Genomic DNA, 18,282 nt, shown 5'->3' with positions numbered 1-18,282 from the left:
GAATCTAAGGTTCGGGGCCTCGGGGGTGTGAGTGAGCGAGGAGCAAGGGGTGAAGCGTTGCTCGCGGTGCAAGGAGGTCAGGCCGCGAGCAGCCTTCGCTAGTAACAAGGCGGCCCGCGACGGACTGCAGGCCTACTGCCGGGAGTGCTGGGCGTCGTACCACCAGGCCCGGCAACTGGCCAAGGGGAAGAACGTCCGTCCACGAGTGGAGACACCGGAAGGGCACAAGTTCTGCCGCAGCTGGGGTGAGACCAAGCCGCACGACGAGTGGCATCGCAATGCGACAGCTTCCGACGGTCTCTCCACGAGCTGCAAGGCGTGCCGGGCGACCAAGGGGCGAGCGGGCCACCTGAAGCGCCAGTACGGCATCACCGAAGCCGAGCGCGACGAGTTGATCGCCTCCCAAGGAGGCGTCTGCTGCATATGTCTTGCGGCCCCGGCCGCACATGTGGATCACTGCCATGAGACGGGTAGGGTCCGTGGCGTACTGTGCTTCAGCTGCAACGCTGCGCTGGGGCAGTTCAAGGATCAGCCCGAGGCCATAAGGCGGGCTGCTGCATACGTGGAAGGAAACGCGTGGAAGCCAACACTCGTAGCACCGGGCGTCTACCAGCTGCCTTCCTGACGCCTGGGTCCTCTTCGTTCATGGACTTCCTGTCGGAGCACCAGCCGGAGATGCTGCCCGGCAAGCGGCAGCTGCCGCCCACCCAGGGGGTGATCGAGGCGCCGCACGGCACGACCATCGTGGCCGCCACGTTCCCCGGCGGTGTGGTGCTGGCCGGTGACCGCCGCGCCACCATGGGCAACGTCATCGCCCAGCGGGACATCGAGAAGGTCTTCCCGGCGGACGAGTACTCGGCCGTCGGTATCGCCGGCACCGCCGGTCTCGCCGTCGAGATGGTCAAGCTCTTCCAGCTCGAGCTGGAGCACTTCGAGAAGGTCGAGGGCGCCCAGCTGTCGCTGGAGGGCAAGGCGAACCGGCTGTCGACCATGATCCGTTCCAACCTCGGCATGGCCATGCAGGGCCTGGCCGTGGTGCCCCTGTTCGCCGGGTTCGACCTGGACCGGGAGAGGGGGCGCATCTTCTCCTACGACGTCACGGGCGGCCGCTCCGAGGAGCACAACTTCGCCGCGACGGGCTCCGGCTCGATCTTCGCCCGGGGTGCCATGAAGAAGCTGTTCCGTGACGACCTGACCGAGGAACAGGCCACGACCCTGGTGGTCCAGGCCCTGTACGACGCGGCAGACGACGACTCGGCGACCGGTGGTCCCGATGTCGCCCGCCGGATCTACCCGATCATCACCGTGATCACCGAGGACGGCTTCCGCCGGCTCTCCGAGGACGAGTCCTCCGGGCTCTCCCGTGCGGTGCTCCAGCGCCGCCTGGAGGAGCCGGACGGTCCCAAGGCCGCCCTGCTCTGAGCGCGGGCCCGTTCTTATCAAGGTGATCCAGTGACCATGACAGAAAGGGACGGATAACCGGTGTCGACGCCGTTCTATGTCTCACCCCAGCAGGCCATGGCCGACCGGGCGGAGTACGCCCGCAAGGGCATCGCCCGCGGTCGCAGCCTGGTCGTGCTGCAGTACGCCGACGGCATCGTCTTCGTCGGCGAGAACCCGTCCCGCGCGCTGCACAAGTTCAGCGAGATCTACGACCGGATCGGCTTCGCGGCCGCCGGCAAGTACAACGAGTACGAGAACCTCCGCATCGGCGGCGTCCGCTACGCCGACCTGCGCGGTTACACCTACGACCGGGACGACGTGACCGCCCGCGGTCTCGCCAACGTCTACGCCCAGACCCTGGGCACGATCTTCTCCAGTGCCGCCGAGAAGCCGTACGAGGTGGAGCTGGTCGTCGCCGAGGTCGGGGACACCCCCGAGGGCGACCAGATCTACCGGCTGCCGCACGACGGCTCGATCGTCGACGAGCACGGCTCGGTCGCGGTCGGCGGCAACGCGGAGCTGATCAGCAACTACCTGGACCAGCGCCACCAGGACGGCATGAGCCTGGCCGAGGCGCTGAAGCTGGCCGTGATGGCCCTGTCGCGCGAGTCGAACGGCACCCAGCGGGAGATCCCCGCCGAGCGCCTGGAGGTCGCGGTGCTGGACCGCACCCGCCCGCAGACCCGCAAGTTCAAGCGCATCGTCGGCCGTCAGCTCGCCCGCCTCCTGGAGGAGAACGGCGCGGCCACCGAGGCGGAGAGCTCCGAGGAGGAGGGCTCCGAGGCAGAGGGCTCCGAGGAGTAGCCCGTCCGCATCCCGCTCCCGTGTGCCCCGACCGGTTCTCCGGCCGGGGCGCTCGGCGTTCAGGACGCGCGAGGCGGTGCCGTGGACCCCCGTACGACCAGTTCCACCGGAATGTCCCCGCGCTCGGGCTCCCGGCCCTCCAGGACCGCCAGCAGGGCCTCCATCCCGCGTTCCCCGAACAGCTCGGCGTCCAGCCGTACCGTCGTCAGCTCGGGGTCGAGGGCCGTGGCCAGGGCCAGGTCGTCCAGGCCGGTCACCGAGACGTCGTCCGGCACGCGCAGGCCCAGGCGGCGCAGGGCCTTGTAGGCGCCGGCCGCCAGCTTGTCGTCGTCGCAGACCACCGCCGTCGGCCGGGGGCCGGGCGCGGTGAACGCTGCCTCGGCGGCGGCCAGGGCGCCCTCGATGGAGATCGGCGCGGGGGCCGTACGGATCTGCGTCCCCGGCACGGCGGCCAGGCGCGTTGCCAGCTCCCGCGCACGCATCTCGAACGTCCAGGAGGGCACGTCGGCGGCCAGGTGCAGGACGCGGCGGTGGCCGAGGCCCAGCAGGTGCTCGGCGACCTGCCGGACGCCGTCGGCGATGTCCAGGTTCACGGTCGCCGCGCCCAGGCTGCCCTCGGGGTCGCTGTCGAGCATGACCAGCGGCAGCTGGTCGCCGCGGATCGCGGTGAGGGCGTCGGCGGCCATCGAGGAGGCGATGACGCCGTCCAGGGCGGCCTGGGCGGAGGCGAAGGGGTCGCGGGCCGGGCCGATGCCCTCGGGGGAGGGGTACAGCACGACGCCGAAGCCGTGCCGGGCGGCCACCCGTGCCGCGCCCGTGTAGACACCGGCGAAGAACTCGGTGGTCAGCGCCGGCACCACGAGCAGGACCGTGCGGGTGCGGCCCAGGCGCAGATTGCGGGCGGCCAGGTTGGGCCGGTAGCCCAGCTCGCGCGCGGCCTGACGGACCCGCTCGGCGGTGGCCTCCGAGACCCGGCCGCGCCACTTGTCGCCCAGCACGAGCGAGACGGCCGCCTGGGAGACCCCGGCCGCCTGCGCGACGTCACGGCTGGTCGGGCGCGTACTGCTGCGTGCCACGGCGGGGGCCTGCTCCTTCATGTGGACGTGCGAACAGCGCACATGGTACGTATGAGTGGGGACGTTATACGTAACACTTGGAGGCGGGACATGGCCGCGGGATACCTGGAGATCCTCAGGGCGAGACACGCGGCCCGTCTGCTGACCGGCACCCTGGTGGGCCGGCTGCCCAACGCGACCGCCGCGATCGCCCTGGTGCTGTTCGTCCGCGGCGAGGGCGGCACGTACGGCCTGGCGGGCGCCCTCGCGGCCGTGTACGGCGTCGCCAACGCCGTGGGCCAGCCGGTGCTCGGCCGCCTCGTGGACCTGTACGGCCAGCCGCGCGTCCAGCTGCCCGCCGCCGTCCTCTCCGCCCTCGCCATGACGGCCTTCGCCTTCTCCGGCACCGACCCGCTGCCCTTCGCGTATGCCGCCGTCGCGGCCGCCGGCCTCTTCACGCCGCCCCTGGAGGGCGGCCTGCGCGCCCTGTGGCCCTCCGTGCTGCGCCGCCAGGAGCAGGTGCACACCGCGTACGCCATGGACGCCGTCGCGCAGGAAGTGATGTTCACCGTCGGCCCGTTGCTGGTGACCCTGTGCGTGTCCCTGTGGTCGGAGCGTGCGGCCCTGCTGGTGCTCAACGCCGTCGGCGTCCTCGGCGCCCTCTCGGTGGTCCTCTCACCGCCCTCGCGCGCGTGGCGCTCGGCCCCGCGCGAGGCGCACTGGCTCGGCGCCCTGCGCTCGCCCGGCCTGCTCGTGCTGCTCGGCGCCTTCTTCTTCGTCGGCATCGCGCTCGGCTCCATCACCGTGGCCTCGGTGCCGTACGCCGACGACCACGGGGGTGACGCCGTCTACGGCTGGCTGATGGCCGCGCTCGGCCTCGGGGCCCTCCTCGGCGGCACCGTCTACGGCGCGCGCCGGTGGAGCGGCACGCCCGAGCGGCGACTGCGGATCCTGGTGGCGCTTCTGGCGGTGTGTTACCTGCCGCTGATGCTGATGCCGGGAGCGGTCGCCATGGTGCTGCTCACCGTGGTCTCCGGAGTGTTCCTCGCCCCCTGCATCGCCTGCGCGTTCATCATCGTCGACCGGCACGCGCCGAGCGGAACCGTCACCGAGGCGTTCTCCTGGCTTGTGACGACGTTCACCGTGGGTGCCTCGGTCGGAACGGGGCTGGCGGGCCCGGTGGTCCAGGCCGGTGGCGCGCTGTGGGGATTCGCCCTCCCGGGCGTCGCGGGGGCCGTGTCCCTGCTGGTCCTGCTCACCACCGGACGGGTCCTCGCAGCTCCCGCGCGGAGCGGGGTTGTTGCGGCTTCATCGGAAAATGATCCAAATCGTGCTGCCGAACCCCGTTTCAGCTCAGGGGATCGGGCGTAATGTTCAGTCATGGACCGCCGCATTTTCGGGCTGGAGAACGAGTACGGCGTCACGTGCACGTTCAGGGGACAGCGGCGCCTGTCTCCTGACGAGGTGGCGCGGTACCTCTTCCGCCGTGTCGTGTCATGGGGCCGCAGCAGTAATGTCTTTCTGCGAAACGGCGCCCGGCTCTATCTCGACGTGGGGTCACATCCGGAATACGCGACACCCGAATGTGACAACGTGATCGAACTGGTCACCCACGACAAGGCCGGCGAGCGCATTCTCGAAGGACTCCTGGTGGACGCGGAACGACGCCTGCACGAGGAGGGAATCGCGGGCGACGTCTACCTCTTCAAGAACAACACCGACTCGGCGGGCAACTCCTACGGCTGCCACGAGAACTATCTGGTGGCACGGCACGGGGAGTTCTCCCGGCTCGCGGACATCCTCATCCCCTTCCTGGTGACCAGGCAGCTGCTGTGCGGCGCGGGCAAGGTCCTGCAGACCCCGCGCGGCGCCGTCTACTGCGTCAGCCAGCGCGCGGAGCACATCTGGGAGGGCGTCTCCTCGGCGACGACCCGCTCCCGGCCCATCATCAACACCCGCGACGAACCGCATGCGGACGCCGAGCGCTACCGCCGCCTGCACGTCATCGTGGGCGACTCCAACATGTCCGAGACGACCATGCTGCTCAAGGTCGGCGCCACCGACCTGGTGCTGCGCATGATCGAGGCGGGCACCGTGATGCGCGACCTCACCCTGGAGAACCCGATCCGGGCGATCCGCGAGGTCAGCCACGACATCACCGGCCGGCGCAAGGTGCGCCTGGCCAGCGGCCGGGAGGCCTCCGCGCTGGAGGTGCAGCGCGAGTACTTCGACAAGGCCGTGGACTTCTGCGACCGCCGCGGCATCCGCACCGGCACCGTCGCTCAGGTCCTGGAGCTGTGGGGCCGCACCCTCGACGCGATCGAGACCGAGGAACTCGACCGCATCGGCACCGAGATCGACTGGGTCATGAAGTACAAGCTCATCGAGCGGTACCGGGCCAAGCACAACATGACCATGTCGCACCCGCGGGTCGCCCAGATAGACCTCGCCTACCACGACATCCACCGCCGCCGTGGTCTGTACTACCTGCTGGAGAAAAGGGGCCAAGCCGCCCGGATCTGCAACGACTTGAAGATCTTCGAGGGCAAGTCGGTTCCCCCGCAGACCACTCGGGCCCGGCTGCGCGGCGACTTCATCCGCAGGGCACAGGAACAGCGCCGGGACTTCACGGTCGACTGGGTGCACCTCAAGCTCAACGACCAGGCACAGCGCACCGTGTTGTGCAAGGACCCGTTCCGTTCGGTGGACGACCGGGTGGAGAAGCTCATCGCCGGAATGTGACAAAGGTACGTGAGTCAAGCGTTTCCGCACCGAATTGCCGGAACGCCACACGGGCGTCGTACGTTTTCCGTACGGCGCCCTTCTCGCGTCGTAGAGTTGCGCGCACGCCAATCCACAAGATCGACCGATTACGAGGCATCTCCGTGCGCCGACGCTCCCTCCTCCTCGCCGCTGTACCCGCAGGACTGGTCACGCTCGCCGCGTGCGGCGACGACAAGTCCGACTCCAGCAAGGCCAGTGCGTCACCGTCGCCCTCGAAGTCCACGCCCCCACCCAAGATCGTAGAGGGGCCGCTGCCGGCGATCACGGCGGGCACGAAGTTCGGCGAGAAGCCCACGGTCGCCAAGGGGCCGGGAGAGCCCTCCAAGAACCTCGCGGTCAAGACGGTCATCGCGGGCAACGGCCGCACGATCGCGGAGAACGACTTCATCCAGGCGAACTACCTGGGCCAGATCTGGAGCACCGCCAAGGTCTTCGACAACTCCTACGACCGCAACCCGCTGGTCATCCAGCTCGCCCAGGGCAGCATCATCGACGGCTGGCGGTACGCGATCGCGGGCAAGAAGGTGGGCAGCCGGATCGAGCTGGCCGTCCCGCCGGAGCTGGGCTACGGCAAGTCGGGCAACCCGCAGGCGGGCATCAAGGGCACCGACACCCTGGTCTTCGTCATCGACCTGATGGACTCCTTCAACTCCAAGAGCTCTTCCCATGGCAAGCCGGTCCCGCAGACCGACGCCGCCCTGCCCAAGGTCGGCACCAACACCGACGGCAAGGCACCCGAGATCACCGTCCCGAAGTCCGAGCCGCCGAAGAAGCTGGTGTCGAACTACGTCCTGGAGGGGGACGGCGACGAGCTCAAGGCGAACCAGGCGATCCTGTGCCAGTTCAAGGCCGTGGTCTGGGACGGCGGAAAGACGTTCCAGCAGACGTACGGCTCCGGGCGGCTCAGCCAGTTCTCGCTGGAGCAGATGCAGCAGGCCGTCAAGGGCCTGTCCGAGGGACTGACCGGCAAGAAGGTGGGCAGCAGGGTCCTCGTCGTCGTCCCGCCGGAGCTGGGTTACGGCGACAACCCGCCGAGCGGCGGTGCCGTCAAGAAGGGTTCCACGCTGGTGTTCTCGGTGGACATCCTGGCCGCGATGTAGCCGTGCCGCGCCGTGGTGGCGATGGCAGGCGGCAGACCAGCGGGGATGAAAGACTGTCCGTGTTTCGTGTCGTACACAAGCAGGAGCTTTTGACGTGAGCATCGACAAGCCCGAGATCGACTTTCCGGGCGGCGAGCCCCCGGCGGACCTCGAGATCAAGGACATCTGGGAGGGTGACGGTGCCGTTGCGGAGGCGGGCCAGAACGTCACCGTCCACTACGTGGGTGTTGCCTTCAGCACGGGCGAGGAGTTCGACGCCAGCTGGAACCGCGGCACGCCGTTCCGCTTCCCGCTGGGTGGCGGCCGGGTCATCAAGGGCTGGGACCTCGGCGTGCAGGGCATGAAGGTCGGCGGCCGCCGCCAGCTGACCATCCCGGCGCACCTCGCCTACGGCAACCAGAGCCCGACCCCGGCGATCAAGCCCGGCGAGACGCTGATCTTCGTGGTGGACCTGATCGCGGCCTGATCGTCGTACGGCCTGTTTTTCGGGATCCGACCGGACCCGATCGGCTGGGGCCCATGCCTGTCCGGGCATGGGCCCTCGGCTTTGCCAGGCCACTTCCGAGCGGTACGGTCGTCGTCCGTAAGCACCACAGGAAGGCGAAGGGCGTCGATGGCCATTGCCAAGGCAGAGCGGCTGATGAACCTCGCGCTGTGTCTGCTCGGGACACGGCGGCCGCTCAGCAAGCGGGAGCTTCGCGATTCGATCGAGGCATACGTCGAGGCTGTCAGGCCGGAAAAGGGCGCGGCGGGCTCGGACGACTCCTTCAACCGGATGTTCGAGCGGGACAAGGACGACCTGCGCGAGCTGGGCCTGGTGATCGAGACCGTCGAGAACCTCGACGGAGAGGTCGGCTACCTCGCCCGCCGCGACAGCAACCGCCTGCCCCCCATCACCCTGGACGCCGAGGAGGCCGCCGCCCTCGGCCTCGCCGCCAAGGTCTGGCAGCAGGCCCGCCTGGCCGGAGCGGCCAGCGGCGCCCTGCAGAAGCTGCGCGCGGCGGGGTTGCCCGAGGACGTCGACCCGTACGAGGCTCACGGTGCCCTGGAGCCGCGCATCCCGGTGCACGAGGCCGCGTTCGAGCCGCTGATGCTGGCCTGCCGCGACCGCCGCCCGGTCGTCTTCGACTACCGCAAGGCCTCCGCAGCCCACCCCGAAACCCGGAATGTGGAGCCGTGGGCCCTTGAGTGCTGGCGCGGCCACTGGTACCTGGCCGGCTGGGACCGCGACCGGGGCGCCGAGCGTGTCTTCCGGCTCTCCCGGATCACCGGGCGGGTGCGCTCGCGGGGCACCGGCTTCACCGCGCCCGTTCCGGACGTCGTCACCGTGCGCGAGACCGTCGCGGGCTGGGCGGGCGAGATCGCCGACCGTTCGGCGCTGATCAGGCTGCGTGCCGGCGCCGGTTACCCCCTTCGGGCGAAAGCCACCAAGGTCCGGGAACTCGGTGACGGCTGGGACGAGTTGGAGATTCCGTACGGGCACGGCCTGGACGCCTGGCTGGTGGAGTTCGGGCCGGACGTGGTCGTCGTGGAGCCGGCCGAGCTGCGGGCCGATGTGGTGGACCGGCTGCGTGCCGTGGCCAAGGGCTGAGGGGAAGCGGAGCACAACCATGGCAGGCAAACCGGTCAGGCCCGTGAACGCCATCGACCAGACCCGGCGGATGCTCTCCCTGGTCACGTACCTCAGGGAGCGCCCCGGCGCCCGGATCGCGGACGTCGCGCGCGCCTTCGGCATCACCGAGGACGAGCTGGTCTCCGACCTCGATCTGCTGCCCATGTGCGGCACCAGCTTCCGCGGCGGCGACCTGCTGGACATCGACACCGACGGCGAGCGCATCTGGTGGCACAACGCGGCCGCGCTCGGCGAGGAGGCGGCCGAGCCGCTGCGGCTCGCCGCCGACGAGGCCACGGCCCTGCTGGTGGCCGCCCGCGCGGTGTCGACCCTGCCCGGCCTGCGGGAGAGCGACCGCCAGGCCCTGCTGCGGGCGACGGCCAAGGTGGAGGCGGCGGCCGGTGAGGTCGCCGGTGCCAGCTCCCGTCTCTCGGTGACCTTCGAGTCCGAGGGCGGTGTCTTCGCCGACGTCGACCGGGCGATCTCGGAGCGCCGCCGGCTGTGGATCCGCTACTACTCACCCGCCCGTGACGAGGTCACCGAGCGCGAGATCGACCCCATCCGCCTGGTCAGCGTCGGACACACCTATGTGGAGGCCTGGTGCCGCCGCTCCGAGGCCCGGCGTACCTTCCGGCTCGACCGGGTCGCCGAGATCAGGATCCTGGACGAGCCCTCCGCACCGCCGGAGATCGAGCTGCGGGACCTCTCCGAGGCCCTGGTCCAGCCGGCCGCCGAGGATCCGGAGGTCGTGATCGAGGTCGGCCCCGGTGGCCGCTGGGTGGCCGAGTACTACCCGCACGACAGCGCCGATGAGCTTCCCGACGGCGGGCTGCGTATCACTCTGCGCACCCCCGATCCGGCCTCCCTGCGCCGGCTGGCCCTGCGTCTGGGCCGCGACGGCAGGATCGTCTCGCCGCCCGAGCTGGCCGACAGCGCCCGCACGGCGGCCGGCGAGGCCCTGGCGGCGTACGACACACCGCCCCCGGCGGCGCACGGTGGTCACGACGATGGGAACGACGGGCAGTACGAGAGGCAGGAGTGAGCCGCAGGGGCTGTGGCGCCCCGAAGGCGAACGACCAGAAAAAAAGAGGAGCGACGGCTTTGAACGAGTCTCCGGGGTCCGGTGCTGGGGAAATGACGGTGGCGGCCGCCTTCGCCGGGATGAGGAGAGTGGTCCCCGTGGTGTTCAAGGCCGGCTGCCCGGACTGCCGGGGCCGCTTCGAGCTCGCCGCGAGCGCCCTGCGCCTGGCCATCGGTGCCACGAGCCGGACGACGTTCTACTCGTTCACCTGCCCCGACTGCGGCTCCTCGGTGCGCAAGCCGGCGGGGGAGCGCATCGTCGAGCTGCTCACCGGCGGCGGTGTCAGGACCCTGCGGCTGCACTCCACGGTGTAGGACCGTCTAGGCTCGACGCCATGTTCTGGCCGATGTTCGCGGTAGCCGTGGGTTTCCTGGGTCTCGCCGTCCTGGGGGTGCTCGCCGTCCGGGTCTTCCTGGAGGCGCGGCGCCTCGGGGAGCAGGTCTCTGACTCCGCGCGGCGTATCAACAGGGCGGCCGAGGATCTGGAGCGGGCGGCGGTGAGCACGGCCCGCGCCGTGGAGTCCCTGTGAGCTTCCCTCCTGCGTCGCTTCACCCTGTCACCTTGCCCTCCCGGCCAGGTACGCTGCTGATCGCGGCCCATGGACGCAGCGCGGTCCGCAGAGCAGGAGTACGCCCGGGGATTGTCCCGCGTTCATCCCCAGGCGTTACGATCGCAGCCAGCATGACGTCCGGACAAGTGTCCGACCTGTCGGACATCCCGCCTCGGTGAGAAGGTGAAGATTTATGTTCCGCAACGGACTTGAGCCGTGGCACCTGCTGCTCCTCGTTCTGGTGATCCTCCTGGTGTTCGGCTCCAAGAAGCTTCCGGACATGGCGCGCTCGCTCGGCAAGTCCGCGCGCATCCTGAAGAGCGAGGCGAAGGCCATGAAGGACGACGGCAAGCAGGCCGGCACCGCCCAGTCCGCCGGCACCGCCCAGTCCGCCGAGGAGCCCGCTCCGGCTCAGCGCACCATCCAGGCCGCCCCCGGCGACGTGACCAGCTCCCGCCCGGTCAACGAGCCGACGGACACGACCCAGCGCTGACGCGAGGGCCGGGGGCATCCGGTCCGCTGCACGAGATGAGGATGTGGGTTGCTCAAGTCTGCCCGCAAGAAGGAAAGGGATCCCGAGGGGCGGATGCCGCTCGTGGATCACTTGCGTGAGCTGCGCAACCGGCTCGCGAAGGGTGTCCTGGCGATCGTGGTCGTCACGATCGTGGCGGCGTTCTTCTACAGGGACATCGTCAACTTCATCACCGAGCCGGTGCTCGACGAGATCGGCTGCCATCAGTCCTTCGGTGAGCTGGCCAACGCCAAGAACGTCCACTGCGCGCACATCACCGTCAGCGGCCTGCTGGCGCCGTTCACCCTGGCCCTGAAGGTCGCCCTGATGGCCGGTGTCGTGCTCGCCTCCCCGGTCTGGCTCTACCAGCTGTGGGCGTTCGTCGCGCCGGGCCTGCACCGCGCCGAGAAGAAGTACGCCTACGCCTTCGTCGGTTTCGGCTTCCCGCTCTTCCTCGGCGGCGGCTACCTCGCGTTCCACGTGCTGCCCACCACGGCGCGGGTGATGATCGACCTCACGCCCAGCGGTGCCGAGAACCTGCTGCCGCTGGACGATCTGCTGGACCTGGTCACCCGCATGATCGTCGTCTTCGGCCTCGCCTTCGAGATGCCGTTGCTGCTGGTCATGCTCAACCTCACAGGCGTCCTGTCCGGGCGGCGCATGCTGGGCTGGTGGCGCGGCATGGTCGTCGGCATCACCGCCTTCGCGGCCGTGGCCACGCCCAGCCCCGACCCGATGACGATGCTGGCACTGGCGGCTCCGATCTGGGCGCTCTACTTCATCGCCGTGGGCATCGCTCTGATCAACGACCGGCGCCGGGCCCGCCGCGAGGCCGACGGCCCCGGGGACGACGAGGCCTCCGACCTGGACCTCACGCCCGAGGACATCGGCTCCATCGAGCCCGTCCCGGCCGCCCGCGCCCTGCCCGAGCAGACGAGCACGGACCGGGTCAACGGCTACGACGACGTGACCTGAGACCGCACCGAGCAGCATGACGCGACGGCCCCGTCCTCGAGGACGGGGCCGTCCGTCGTTGTCGAACAACCCAAGATCCGGATAATGATCGTCCTGTTGTCAGTGCCGCCCGGTACGCTCGAAAGCACGATGACAGAGGATCTCTCACCGGCCGAGCGGTACGCGGCAGCCCGGAGGCGGGCAGCCGAGCAGGCCACCGCGCTCGCGTCCTTCCGCGAGATGTACGACTTCGGCCTCGACCCCTTCCAGATCGAGGCCTGCCAGGCCCTCGAAGAGGGGAAGGGCGTCCTGGTGGCCGCCCCCACCGGCTCGGGCAAGACGATCGTGGGCGAGTTCGCCGTCCACCTCGCCCTGCTGCAGGGCAAGAAGTGCTTCTACACGACACCCATCAAGGCGCTGTCGAACCAGAAGTACGCCGATCTGTGCCGCCGCTACGGAGACGGCATGGTCGGCCTCCTCACCGGAGACAACAGCATCAACTCCGACGCCCCGGTGGTCGTGATGACCACCGAGGTGCTGCGGAACATGCTGTACGCCGGCTCGCAGACCCTCCTCGGCCTCGGCTACGTGGTCATGGACGAGGTGCACTACCTCTCCGACCGCTTCCGCGGCGCCGTCTGGGAGGAAGTGATCATCCACCTGCCCGAGTCGGTGACCCTGGTGTCGCTGTCGGCGACCGTGTCCAACGCCGAGGAGTTCGGTGACTGGCTGGACACCGTCCGTGGTGACACCGAGGTGATCGTCTCCGAGCACCGGCCCGTGCCGCTGTTCCAGCACGTGCTCGCCGGGCGCCGGATGTACGACCTGTTCGAGGAGGGCGAGGGTCACAAGAAGGCCGTCAACCCCGACCTCGTCCGTCTCGCCCGCATGGAGTCGACCCGGCCGTCGTACCAGGACCGCCGGCGCGGCCGTGCGATGCGCGAGGCCGACCGCGAGCGGGAGCGCAGACAGCGCTCGCGCGTGTGGACGCCGGGCCGGCCCGAGGTCATCGAGCGCCTCGACTCCGAGGGACTGCTGCCCGCGATCACCTTCATCTTCAGCCGCGCCGCCTGCGAGGCCGCCGTCCAGCAGTGCCTGTACGCGGGCCTGCGGCTCAACGACGAGGAGGCGCGGGAGAGGGTGCGCGCGCTGGTCGAGGAGCGCACCGCCGCGATCCCGTCCGAGGACCTGCACGTCCTCGGCTACTACGAGTGGCTGGAGGGCCTGGAGCGGGGCATCGCCGCCCATCACGCGGGCATGCTGCCGACCTTCAAGGAGGTCGTCGAGGAGCTGTTCGTACGCGGGCTGGTCAAGGCCGTGTTCGCGACCGAGACCCTCGCCCTGGGCATCAACATGCCCGCCCGCTCGGTGGTCCTGGAGAAGCTCGTCAAGTGGAACGGCGAGCAGCACGCCGACATCACGCCCGGTGAGTACACCCAGTTGACGGGGCGTGCGGGCCGGCGTGGCATCGACGTCGAGGGTCATGCCGTGGTGCTGTGGCAGCGCGGGATGAGCCCCGAGCACCTCGCGGGACTCGCCGGCACCCGTACGTATCCGCTGCGCTCCAGCTTCAAGCCGTCGTACAACATGGCGGTCAACCTGGTCGAGCAGTTCGGCCGGCACCGCTCGCGCGAACTGCTGGAGACCTCCTTCGCGCAGTTCCAGGCCGACAAGTCGGTCGTCGGGATCTCCCGGCAGGTGCAGCGCAACGAGGAGGGCCTGGAGGGCTACAAGGCCTCCATGACCTGTCACCTCGGCGACTTCGACGAGTACGCGCGGCTGCGCCGCGAACTGAAGGACCGTGAGACCGAGCTGGCCCGGCAGGGCGCCAACCAGCGCCGGGCCGAGGCGGCCGTGGCCCTGGAGAAGCTCAAGCCGGGTGACGTCATCCACGTCCCCACGGGCAAGTACGCCGGGCTGGCCCTGGTGCTGGACCCCGGCCTGCCCGCCGGCCGCTCCAACGGCCACCGCGGCTTCGACCACCACGACGGCCCGCGCCCGCTGGTGCTGACCGCCGAACGGCAGGTCAAGCGGCTGGCGTCGATGGACTTCCCGGTGCCGGTCGAGCCGCTGGACCGGATGCGGATCCCGAAGTCCTTCAACCCGCGCTCGCCGCAGTCCCGTCGGGACCTCGCCTCCGCGCTGCGCAGCAAGGCCGGGCACATCCCGCCGGAGCGGGCCCGCAAGAAGCGCTCGCAGGCCGCCGACGACCGTGAGATCGCCCGGCTGCGCACGGAGATCCGGGCGCATCCGTGCCATGGATGCAACGACCGTGAGGACCACGCCCGTTGGGCCGAGCGGTACCACCGGCTGCTGCGCGACACCTCGCAGCTGGAGCGGCGCATCGAGGGCCGCACGAACACCATCGCGCGGACCTTCGACCGGATCGTCGCGCTGCTGACGGAGCTGGACTACCTGCGCGGCGACGAGGTCACCGAGCACGGCAAGCGGCTCGCCCGGCTCTACGGCGAACTCGACCTGCTGGCCAGTGAGTGCCTGCGCGAGGGCGTCTGGGAGGGGCTCGGCCCGGCCGAACTCGCCGCCTGTGTCTCGGCGTTGGTGTACGAGGCCCGGGTCGGCGACGACGCCATGACGCCCAAGCTGCCCTCCGGCAAGGCGAAGGCCGCGCTCAGCGAGATGGTCCGGATCTGGGGCCGGCTGGACGGTCTGGAGGAGGAGTTCCGGATCAACCAGACCGAGGGCGTCGGCCAGCGCGAGCCGGACCTCGGCTTCGCCTGGGCCGCGTACATGTGGGCCTCGGGGACGGGGCTCGACGAGGTGCTGCGCGAGGCGGAGATGCCCGCGGGTGACTTCGTGCGGTGGTGCAAGCAGGTCATCGATGTCCTCGGGCAGATCTCGGCGGCATCTCCGGTGGCGGGCTCGACGGTGGCCAAGGCCGCGCGTAAGGCTGTCGATCAGTTGCTGCGAGGGGTTGTCGCCTACTCGTCGGTGGGGTGATGTCTCGTCGGCCTGAGCGCCGGAGTCTGAGCCCCCTTTTCCCTCATCACGGTGAGTAGTTTTCGTACGCCCGTACGCCGTCACGTGTCGTGTTCGAATGATCGCCTAGCGTGCAAATGGGCCGAGCGTACTCCTGTTGCAGGGGCGATTTCAGGTGCTTGCCGAATATGACACGGCGATGATCCGGTCGGACTAAGCTCGCCCGCGGCGCACCGAGTTGAGCTGAAATCGTGCGTCTGTTCCCAAACTTCCCGATGATCCCTTCGGTTCCATGACTCTTCCCCCCGCAAGCTCTCCTGACACCCAGCCGATTCGTCTCAGAAGGCATCCATGGTGAGTGTTCAAAAGCCTCCCGGTGGCCGTGAACGTCCTTATGCGCGCGTGCTGTTGCTGCCGGCCATAGCGATGGCCGCGGCGACCGCGGCGGCGGTCGCCCTGGCTCCGGCCTCGGCCCGGATCGCCGTCGGCGGGTGCGGGGCCGTGGCCCTGCTGCTGGTCCTCGCCACGGCCGTCGAAGCCGTCCGCCGCGGACGCAAACTCCGCGAGACACAGGCCGAGCACGCCCGTCACACGGCGTATCTGGAGCGCCGCCTCGCCGCCCACGACGCGGAGATCGTCCGCCTCGGCGCCGACGTCCTGCCCACCGCGCTTCTCCGGCTGCGCCACGGAGAACCGCTCAGAGAGGTGATGCGCAAGGTCGTCGACAACGACCCCGAACTGCGCCACATGCCCGAGTCGCAGCGCACCCTGCTGCGTACGGCGCTGAAGGGCGCCGACTTCGAGATCTCGATGCGCGACGCCACCGAGCGCTCCTACGTCAGCATCGCCCGCCGCATCCAGGCCATCGTCCACCAGCAGGCCAACGAACTGCGGGAGATGGAGGAGGACCACGGCCGCAACCCCGAGGTCTTCGACGACCTGCTGCGCATCGACCACGGCACCGCGCTGATCGGCCGTCTCGCCGACACCATCTCCGTGCTGGGCGGCGGCCGCCCCGGCCGTCAGTGGCCGCTGCCCGTCTCGCTCTACAGCGTGCTGCGCGGTGCCATGTCCCGGATCCTGGAGTACCGGCGCATCGAGCTGAACTCCATCGTCAACATCAACATCAAGGGCACGTCCGTCGAGCCGCTCCTGCACGCGGCCGCCGAACTCCTCGACAACGCCACCCGCTACTCGCCGCCGTCGACCAAGGTGCACGTCACCGCCGCCGAGGTGCAGTCCGGCCTCGTCATCGAGATCGAGGACGCCGGCGTCAGCCTCAGCGAGGAAGGCCGCGCCCGCATCGAGAAGGCGATCTACGACGCCATGGCGGGCGACGACGCGGAGAACCTGGGCTCGAACCCGCGCCTCGGCCTCGCCGTCGTCGGCCGGCTGTGCAAGGCCTTCGACATGCAGGTCTCGCTGCGCGCCTCCGCCTACGGCGGCGTCCGCGCGATCCTCGTCGTACCGCGCGTCATGACCACCACCGAGCCCGGCGTCGGCGCCGCCCACGGCATCGGTGCCACCGGTGTGCCCAAGCCCGAACTCGGCGCGGTGGAGGGCCCGAAGCGCAGGCCCAAGAAGCGCCGCCCCACCAGCCCCCGCATCCCGGCCGGGATCTCGATGGAGGACGACGTCCCCGAGGTCACCGAGTGGACGGCGGGCGGTCTGCCGCAGCGCCGCAGCCGGATGAAGACCCCGCTCAGCCAGCGGTACGCCGAACAGGCCGCCATCGAGCGCGCCGAGCGGGAGGGCAAGCCGACCATCTGGTCCCAGCCCAAGCCCGAGCCCGAGCCCGCGCCCGAGATCGACCCCGAGATCCAAAAGCTCCGGGACCGGCCGCCGGGCATGTGGGTCGACGACTTCTGGAACGGCCTGCGCAAGGGCATGCCCGAGGACGCCACCGCACCCGAACTGACCGACTTCACCCGGAACCCCACCAAGTACCTGCACCTGCTCAACGATTCGGACACCCCCATCGAGGGCGCCACCGACGACGACGAGGGGAACCTCAAGTGATCCAGCAGCGAGGCAACTTCGACTGGATGCTCAAGCAACTCAACGACGGCGTACCGGGCGTCCAGATGATCGTGGTCCTCTCCGCCGACGGACTGCGCATCGCCCGCTACGGCGGCGACCCCGACGCGGCCGACCGGGTGGCCGCCGCCTGCGCGGGCGTTCAGAGCCTCGCCGGTGCCATCATTCAGGAGATCGAGGGTGCCGGCGACATGAAGCTCGTCGTCATCGAGATCGAGGGCGGCTACTTCTACCTCATGGACGCCGGCGCCAACGCCTTCCTGGCCGTGCTCGCCGACGTGACCTGCGAGCCGGGCCGGATGGCCGGCATGATGCGCGACCTCGTCGTCCGGATCGGAGCCCACCTCACCAGTCCGCCCCGGCGGAACGGGCAGACCGTATGACTCCTCCGCAACGCAAACGGCGCCTGCCGCAGCAACTGCCGCCTCCACCGCCGCCGCTGCCCGCACCGGCGGACGGCGAGGAGAAGCCCGGGAACCCCGAACGGCTGTACGCCATCGCCGACACCGCCGACGGCGGCCGGGCCGAACTCGACCTGGTCACCTTGATCGTGGCGCGATCCGCGCCACCGCCGTCGGCCTCACCGGAGGAGGCGGCCGTGATCCAGCTCTGTACCTCCCCCCTGTCCGTGGCCGAGCTCTCGGCCTACCTCAACCTGCCGTTCAGCGCGATGACCGTCCTGATCACCGAGCTGATCACGAACGAACTGGTGCAGGCGCGCGCCCCGATCGTCCGCAAGGCGCTCCCGGACCGTTCTCTCCTCGAAGCGGTGATGCATGGACTTCAACGGCTCTGACACCATCCCCGGCCCACGCACCGAGGATCACCTCCCGCAGACGGCCCAGGCCGCGGTGAAGATCGTGATCGTGGGCGGCTTCGGCGTCGGCAAGACCACCATGGTCGGTTCGGTCAGCGAGATCAGGCCGCTGACCACCGAGGAGACCATGACCCAGGCCGGGATCGGGGTCGACGACAACTACGGCTCCGAGTCCAAGACCGCCACCACCGTGGCCATGGACTTCGGCCGCATCAGCATCACCGACAAGCTGGTGCTCTATCTGTTCGGCACCCCCGGCCAGGAGCGCTTCTGGTTCCTGTGGAACGGCCTGTTCGAGGGCGCGCTCGGCGCGGTCGTCCTGGTCGACACCCGCCGCCTGGAAGTCAGCTTCGACGTCATGGGACGCCTGGAGGAACGCGGTGTCCCGTTCGTCGTCGCCGTCAACTCCTTCCCCGACGCGCCTCGTTACCCGACCGAGGAACTGCGCACCGCGCTGGACCTGGCCCCGGAGATCCCGATCATCGACTGCGACGTGCGCCGCCGGGCCTCCAGCAAGGACGTGCTGATGACCCTGATGCGCTTCCTGCACTCGCTCGCCATGTCCGGCGCCCTCACCTGACCCCCATCCGACCCGAC

Annotated in this window: 19 protein-coding genes; 18 read left to right on the top strand and 1 reads right to left on the bottom strand. The window is 69.8% G+C overall.

Translation table 11 applies throughout. From position 1 onward, the window contains the following. Positions 1–31: 31 nt before the first annotated feature. The 3 genes from ACFY3C_RS10865 to prcA are packed head-to-tail and all read left to right on the top strand — an operon-like array spanning position 32 to position 2,247. Positions 32–625 (top strand): endonuclease VII domain-containing protein, encoded by a 594-nt coding sequence (locus ACFY3C_RS10865; protein WP_390770517.1) that lies wholly within the window; start codon positions 32–34, stop codon positions 623–625. Continuing rightward, complete coding sequence (prcB, locus tag ACFY3C_RS10860) at positions 577–1,422, top strand: proteasome subunit beta (RefSeq protein WP_386574705.1); 846 nt, start codon at positions 577–579, stop codon at positions 1,420–1,422. The genes ACFY3C_RS10865 and prcB overlap by 49 nt, the downstream gene beginning before the upstream one ends. Positions 1,423–1,482: 60 nt before the next feature. Next, positions 1,483–2,247, top strand: a complete 765-nt coding sequence (prcA, locus tag ACFY3C_RS10855; protein WP_386574706.1) for a proteasome subunit alpha — start codon at positions 1,483–1,485, stop codon at positions 2,245–2,247. A 59-nt stretch (positions 2,248–2,306) separates the two neighbouring features. On the opposite strand, the gene ACFY3C_RS10850 is transcribed toward prcA, so the two are convergent. Then, positions 2,307–3,323, bottom strand: coding sequence for a LacI family DNA-binding transcriptional regulator (locus ACFY3C_RS10850; protein WP_386574707.1), 1,017 nt, complete (start codon positions 3,321–3,323; stop codon positions 2,307–2,309). Between the two features lie 90 nt (positions 3,324–3,413). Between ACFY3C_RS10850 and ACFY3C_RS10845 the strand changes: the two genes are divergently transcribed. The 15 genes from ACFY3C_RS10845 (at position 3,414) to ACFY3C_RS10775 (ending at position 18,265) form a co-directional block, all read left to right on the top strand. Next, positions 3,414–4,673 (top strand): MFS transporter, encoded by a 1,260-nt coding sequence (locus ACFY3C_RS10845; RefSeq protein ID WP_390770516.1) that lies wholly within the window; start codon positions 3,414–3,416, stop codon positions 4,671–4,673. A 9-nt stretch (positions 4,674–4,682) separates the two neighbouring features. Then, positions 4,683–6,044, top strand: coding sequence for a Pup--protein ligase (gene pafA, locus ACFY3C_RS10840; RefSeq protein ID WP_097255646.1), 1,362 nt, complete (start codon positions 4,683–4,685; stop codon positions 6,042–6,044). 143 nt (positions 6,045–6,187) lie between these two features. Beyond that, positions 6,188–7,186, top strand: coding sequence for an FKBP-type peptidyl-prolyl cis-trans isomerase (locus ACFY3C_RS10835; protein ID WP_390770515.1), 999 nt, complete (start codon positions 6,188–6,190; stop codon positions 7,184–7,186). A gap of 94 nt (positions 7,187–7,280) precedes the next feature. Further along, complete coding sequence (locus ACFY3C_RS10830; RefSeq protein ID WP_390770514.1) at positions 7,281–7,652, top strand: FKBP-type peptidyl-prolyl cis-trans isomerase; 372 nt, start codon at positions 7,281–7,283, stop codon at positions 7,650–7,652. Positions 7,653–7,799: 147 nt separating this feature from the next. Beyond that, positions 7,800–8,777 carry a helix-turn-helix transcriptional regulator gene (locus ACFY3C_RS10825; protein WP_386574711.1) on the top strand — a complete coding sequence of 326 codons (978 nt, stop codon included), beginning with the start codon at positions 7,800–7,802 and terminating at the stop codon, positions 8,775–8,777. Positions 8,778–8,796: 19 nt separating this feature from the next. Further along, the gene (locus ACFY3C_RS10820) at positions 8,797–9,840 is read left to right on the top strand and encodes a helix-turn-helix transcriptional regulator (RefSeq protein ID WP_386574712.1); all 1,044 of its coding nucleotides are present in this window, start codon (positions 8,797–8,799) and stop codon (positions 9,838–9,840) included. A 92-nt stretch (positions 9,841–9,932) separates the two neighbouring features. Beyond that, positions 9,933–10,193: a hypothetical protein gene (locus ACFY3C_RS10815; RefSeq protein ID WP_386575014.1), complete on the top strand. Its 261-nt coding sequence runs from the start codon at positions 9,933–9,935 to the stop codon at positions 10,191–10,193. Between the two features lie 20 nt (positions 10,194–10,213). Beyond that, positions 10,214–10,408 (top strand): hypothetical protein, encoded by a 195-nt coding sequence (locus ACFY3C_RS10810; RefSeq protein WP_386574713.1) that lies wholly within the window; start codon positions 10,214–10,216, stop codon positions 10,406–10,408. Between the two features lie 214 nt (positions 10,409–10,622). After that, positions 10,623–10,922, top strand: a complete 300-nt coding sequence (tatA, locus tag ACFY3C_RS10805; RefSeq protein WP_386574714.1) for a Sec-independent protein translocase subunit TatA — start codon at positions 10,623–10,625, stop codon at positions 10,920–10,922. 48 nt (positions 10,923–10,970) lie between these two features. After that, the gene (gene tatC / locus ACFY3C_RS10800; RefSeq protein ID WP_386574716.1) at positions 10,971–11,915 is read left to right on the top strand and encodes a twin-arginine translocase subunit TatC; all 945 of its coding nucleotides are present in this window, start codon (positions 10,971–10,973) and stop codon (positions 11,913–11,915) included. Positions 11,916–11,999: 84 nt separating this feature from the next. Then, entirely contained in the window at positions 12,000–14,852 is a 2,853-nt protein-coding gene (locus tag ACFY3C_RS10795) for a DEAD/DEAH box helicase (protein ID WP_390770513.1), read from the top strand. A gap of 330 nt (positions 14,853–15,182) precedes the next feature. Then, entirely contained in the window at positions 15,183–16,850 is a 1,668-nt protein-coding gene (locus ACFY3C_RS10790; RefSeq protein WP_390770512.1) for a sensor histidine kinase, read from the top strand. Next, positions 16,847–17,251, top strand: a complete 405-nt coding sequence (locus ACFY3C_RS10785) for a roadblock/LC7 domain-containing protein (protein ID WP_386574719.1) — start codon at positions 16,847–16,849, stop codon at positions 17,249–17,251. The genes ACFY3C_RS10790 and ACFY3C_RS10785 overlap by 4 nt, the downstream gene beginning before the upstream one ends. Further along, positions 17,248–17,664 carry a DUF742 domain-containing protein gene (locus ACFY3C_RS10780; protein WP_386574720.1) on the top strand — a complete coding sequence of 139 codons (417 nt, stop codon included), beginning with the start codon at positions 17,248–17,250 and terminating at the stop codon, positions 17,662–17,664. The genes ACFY3C_RS10785 and ACFY3C_RS10780 overlap by 4 nt, the downstream gene beginning before the upstream one ends. After that, positions 17,645–18,265 (top strand): ATP/GTP-binding protein, encoded by a 621-nt coding sequence (locus ACFY3C_RS10775; RefSeq protein ID WP_386574722.1) that lies wholly within the window; start codon positions 17,645–17,647, stop codon positions 18,263–18,265. The genes ACFY3C_RS10780 and ACFY3C_RS10775 overlap by 20 nt, the downstream gene beginning before the upstream one ends. Positions 18,266–18,282: the final 17 nt, after the last annotated feature.

This window comes from Streptomyces sp. NPDC001410 (assembly GCF_042895235.1).
Classification (GTDB): domain Bacteria; phylum Actinomycetota; class Actinomycetes; order Streptomycetales; family Streptomycetaceae; genus Streptomyces.
The sequence above is the reverse complement of the archived record's forward strand: the minus strand, read 5'-3'. Positions and strand labels throughout refer to the sequence as shown.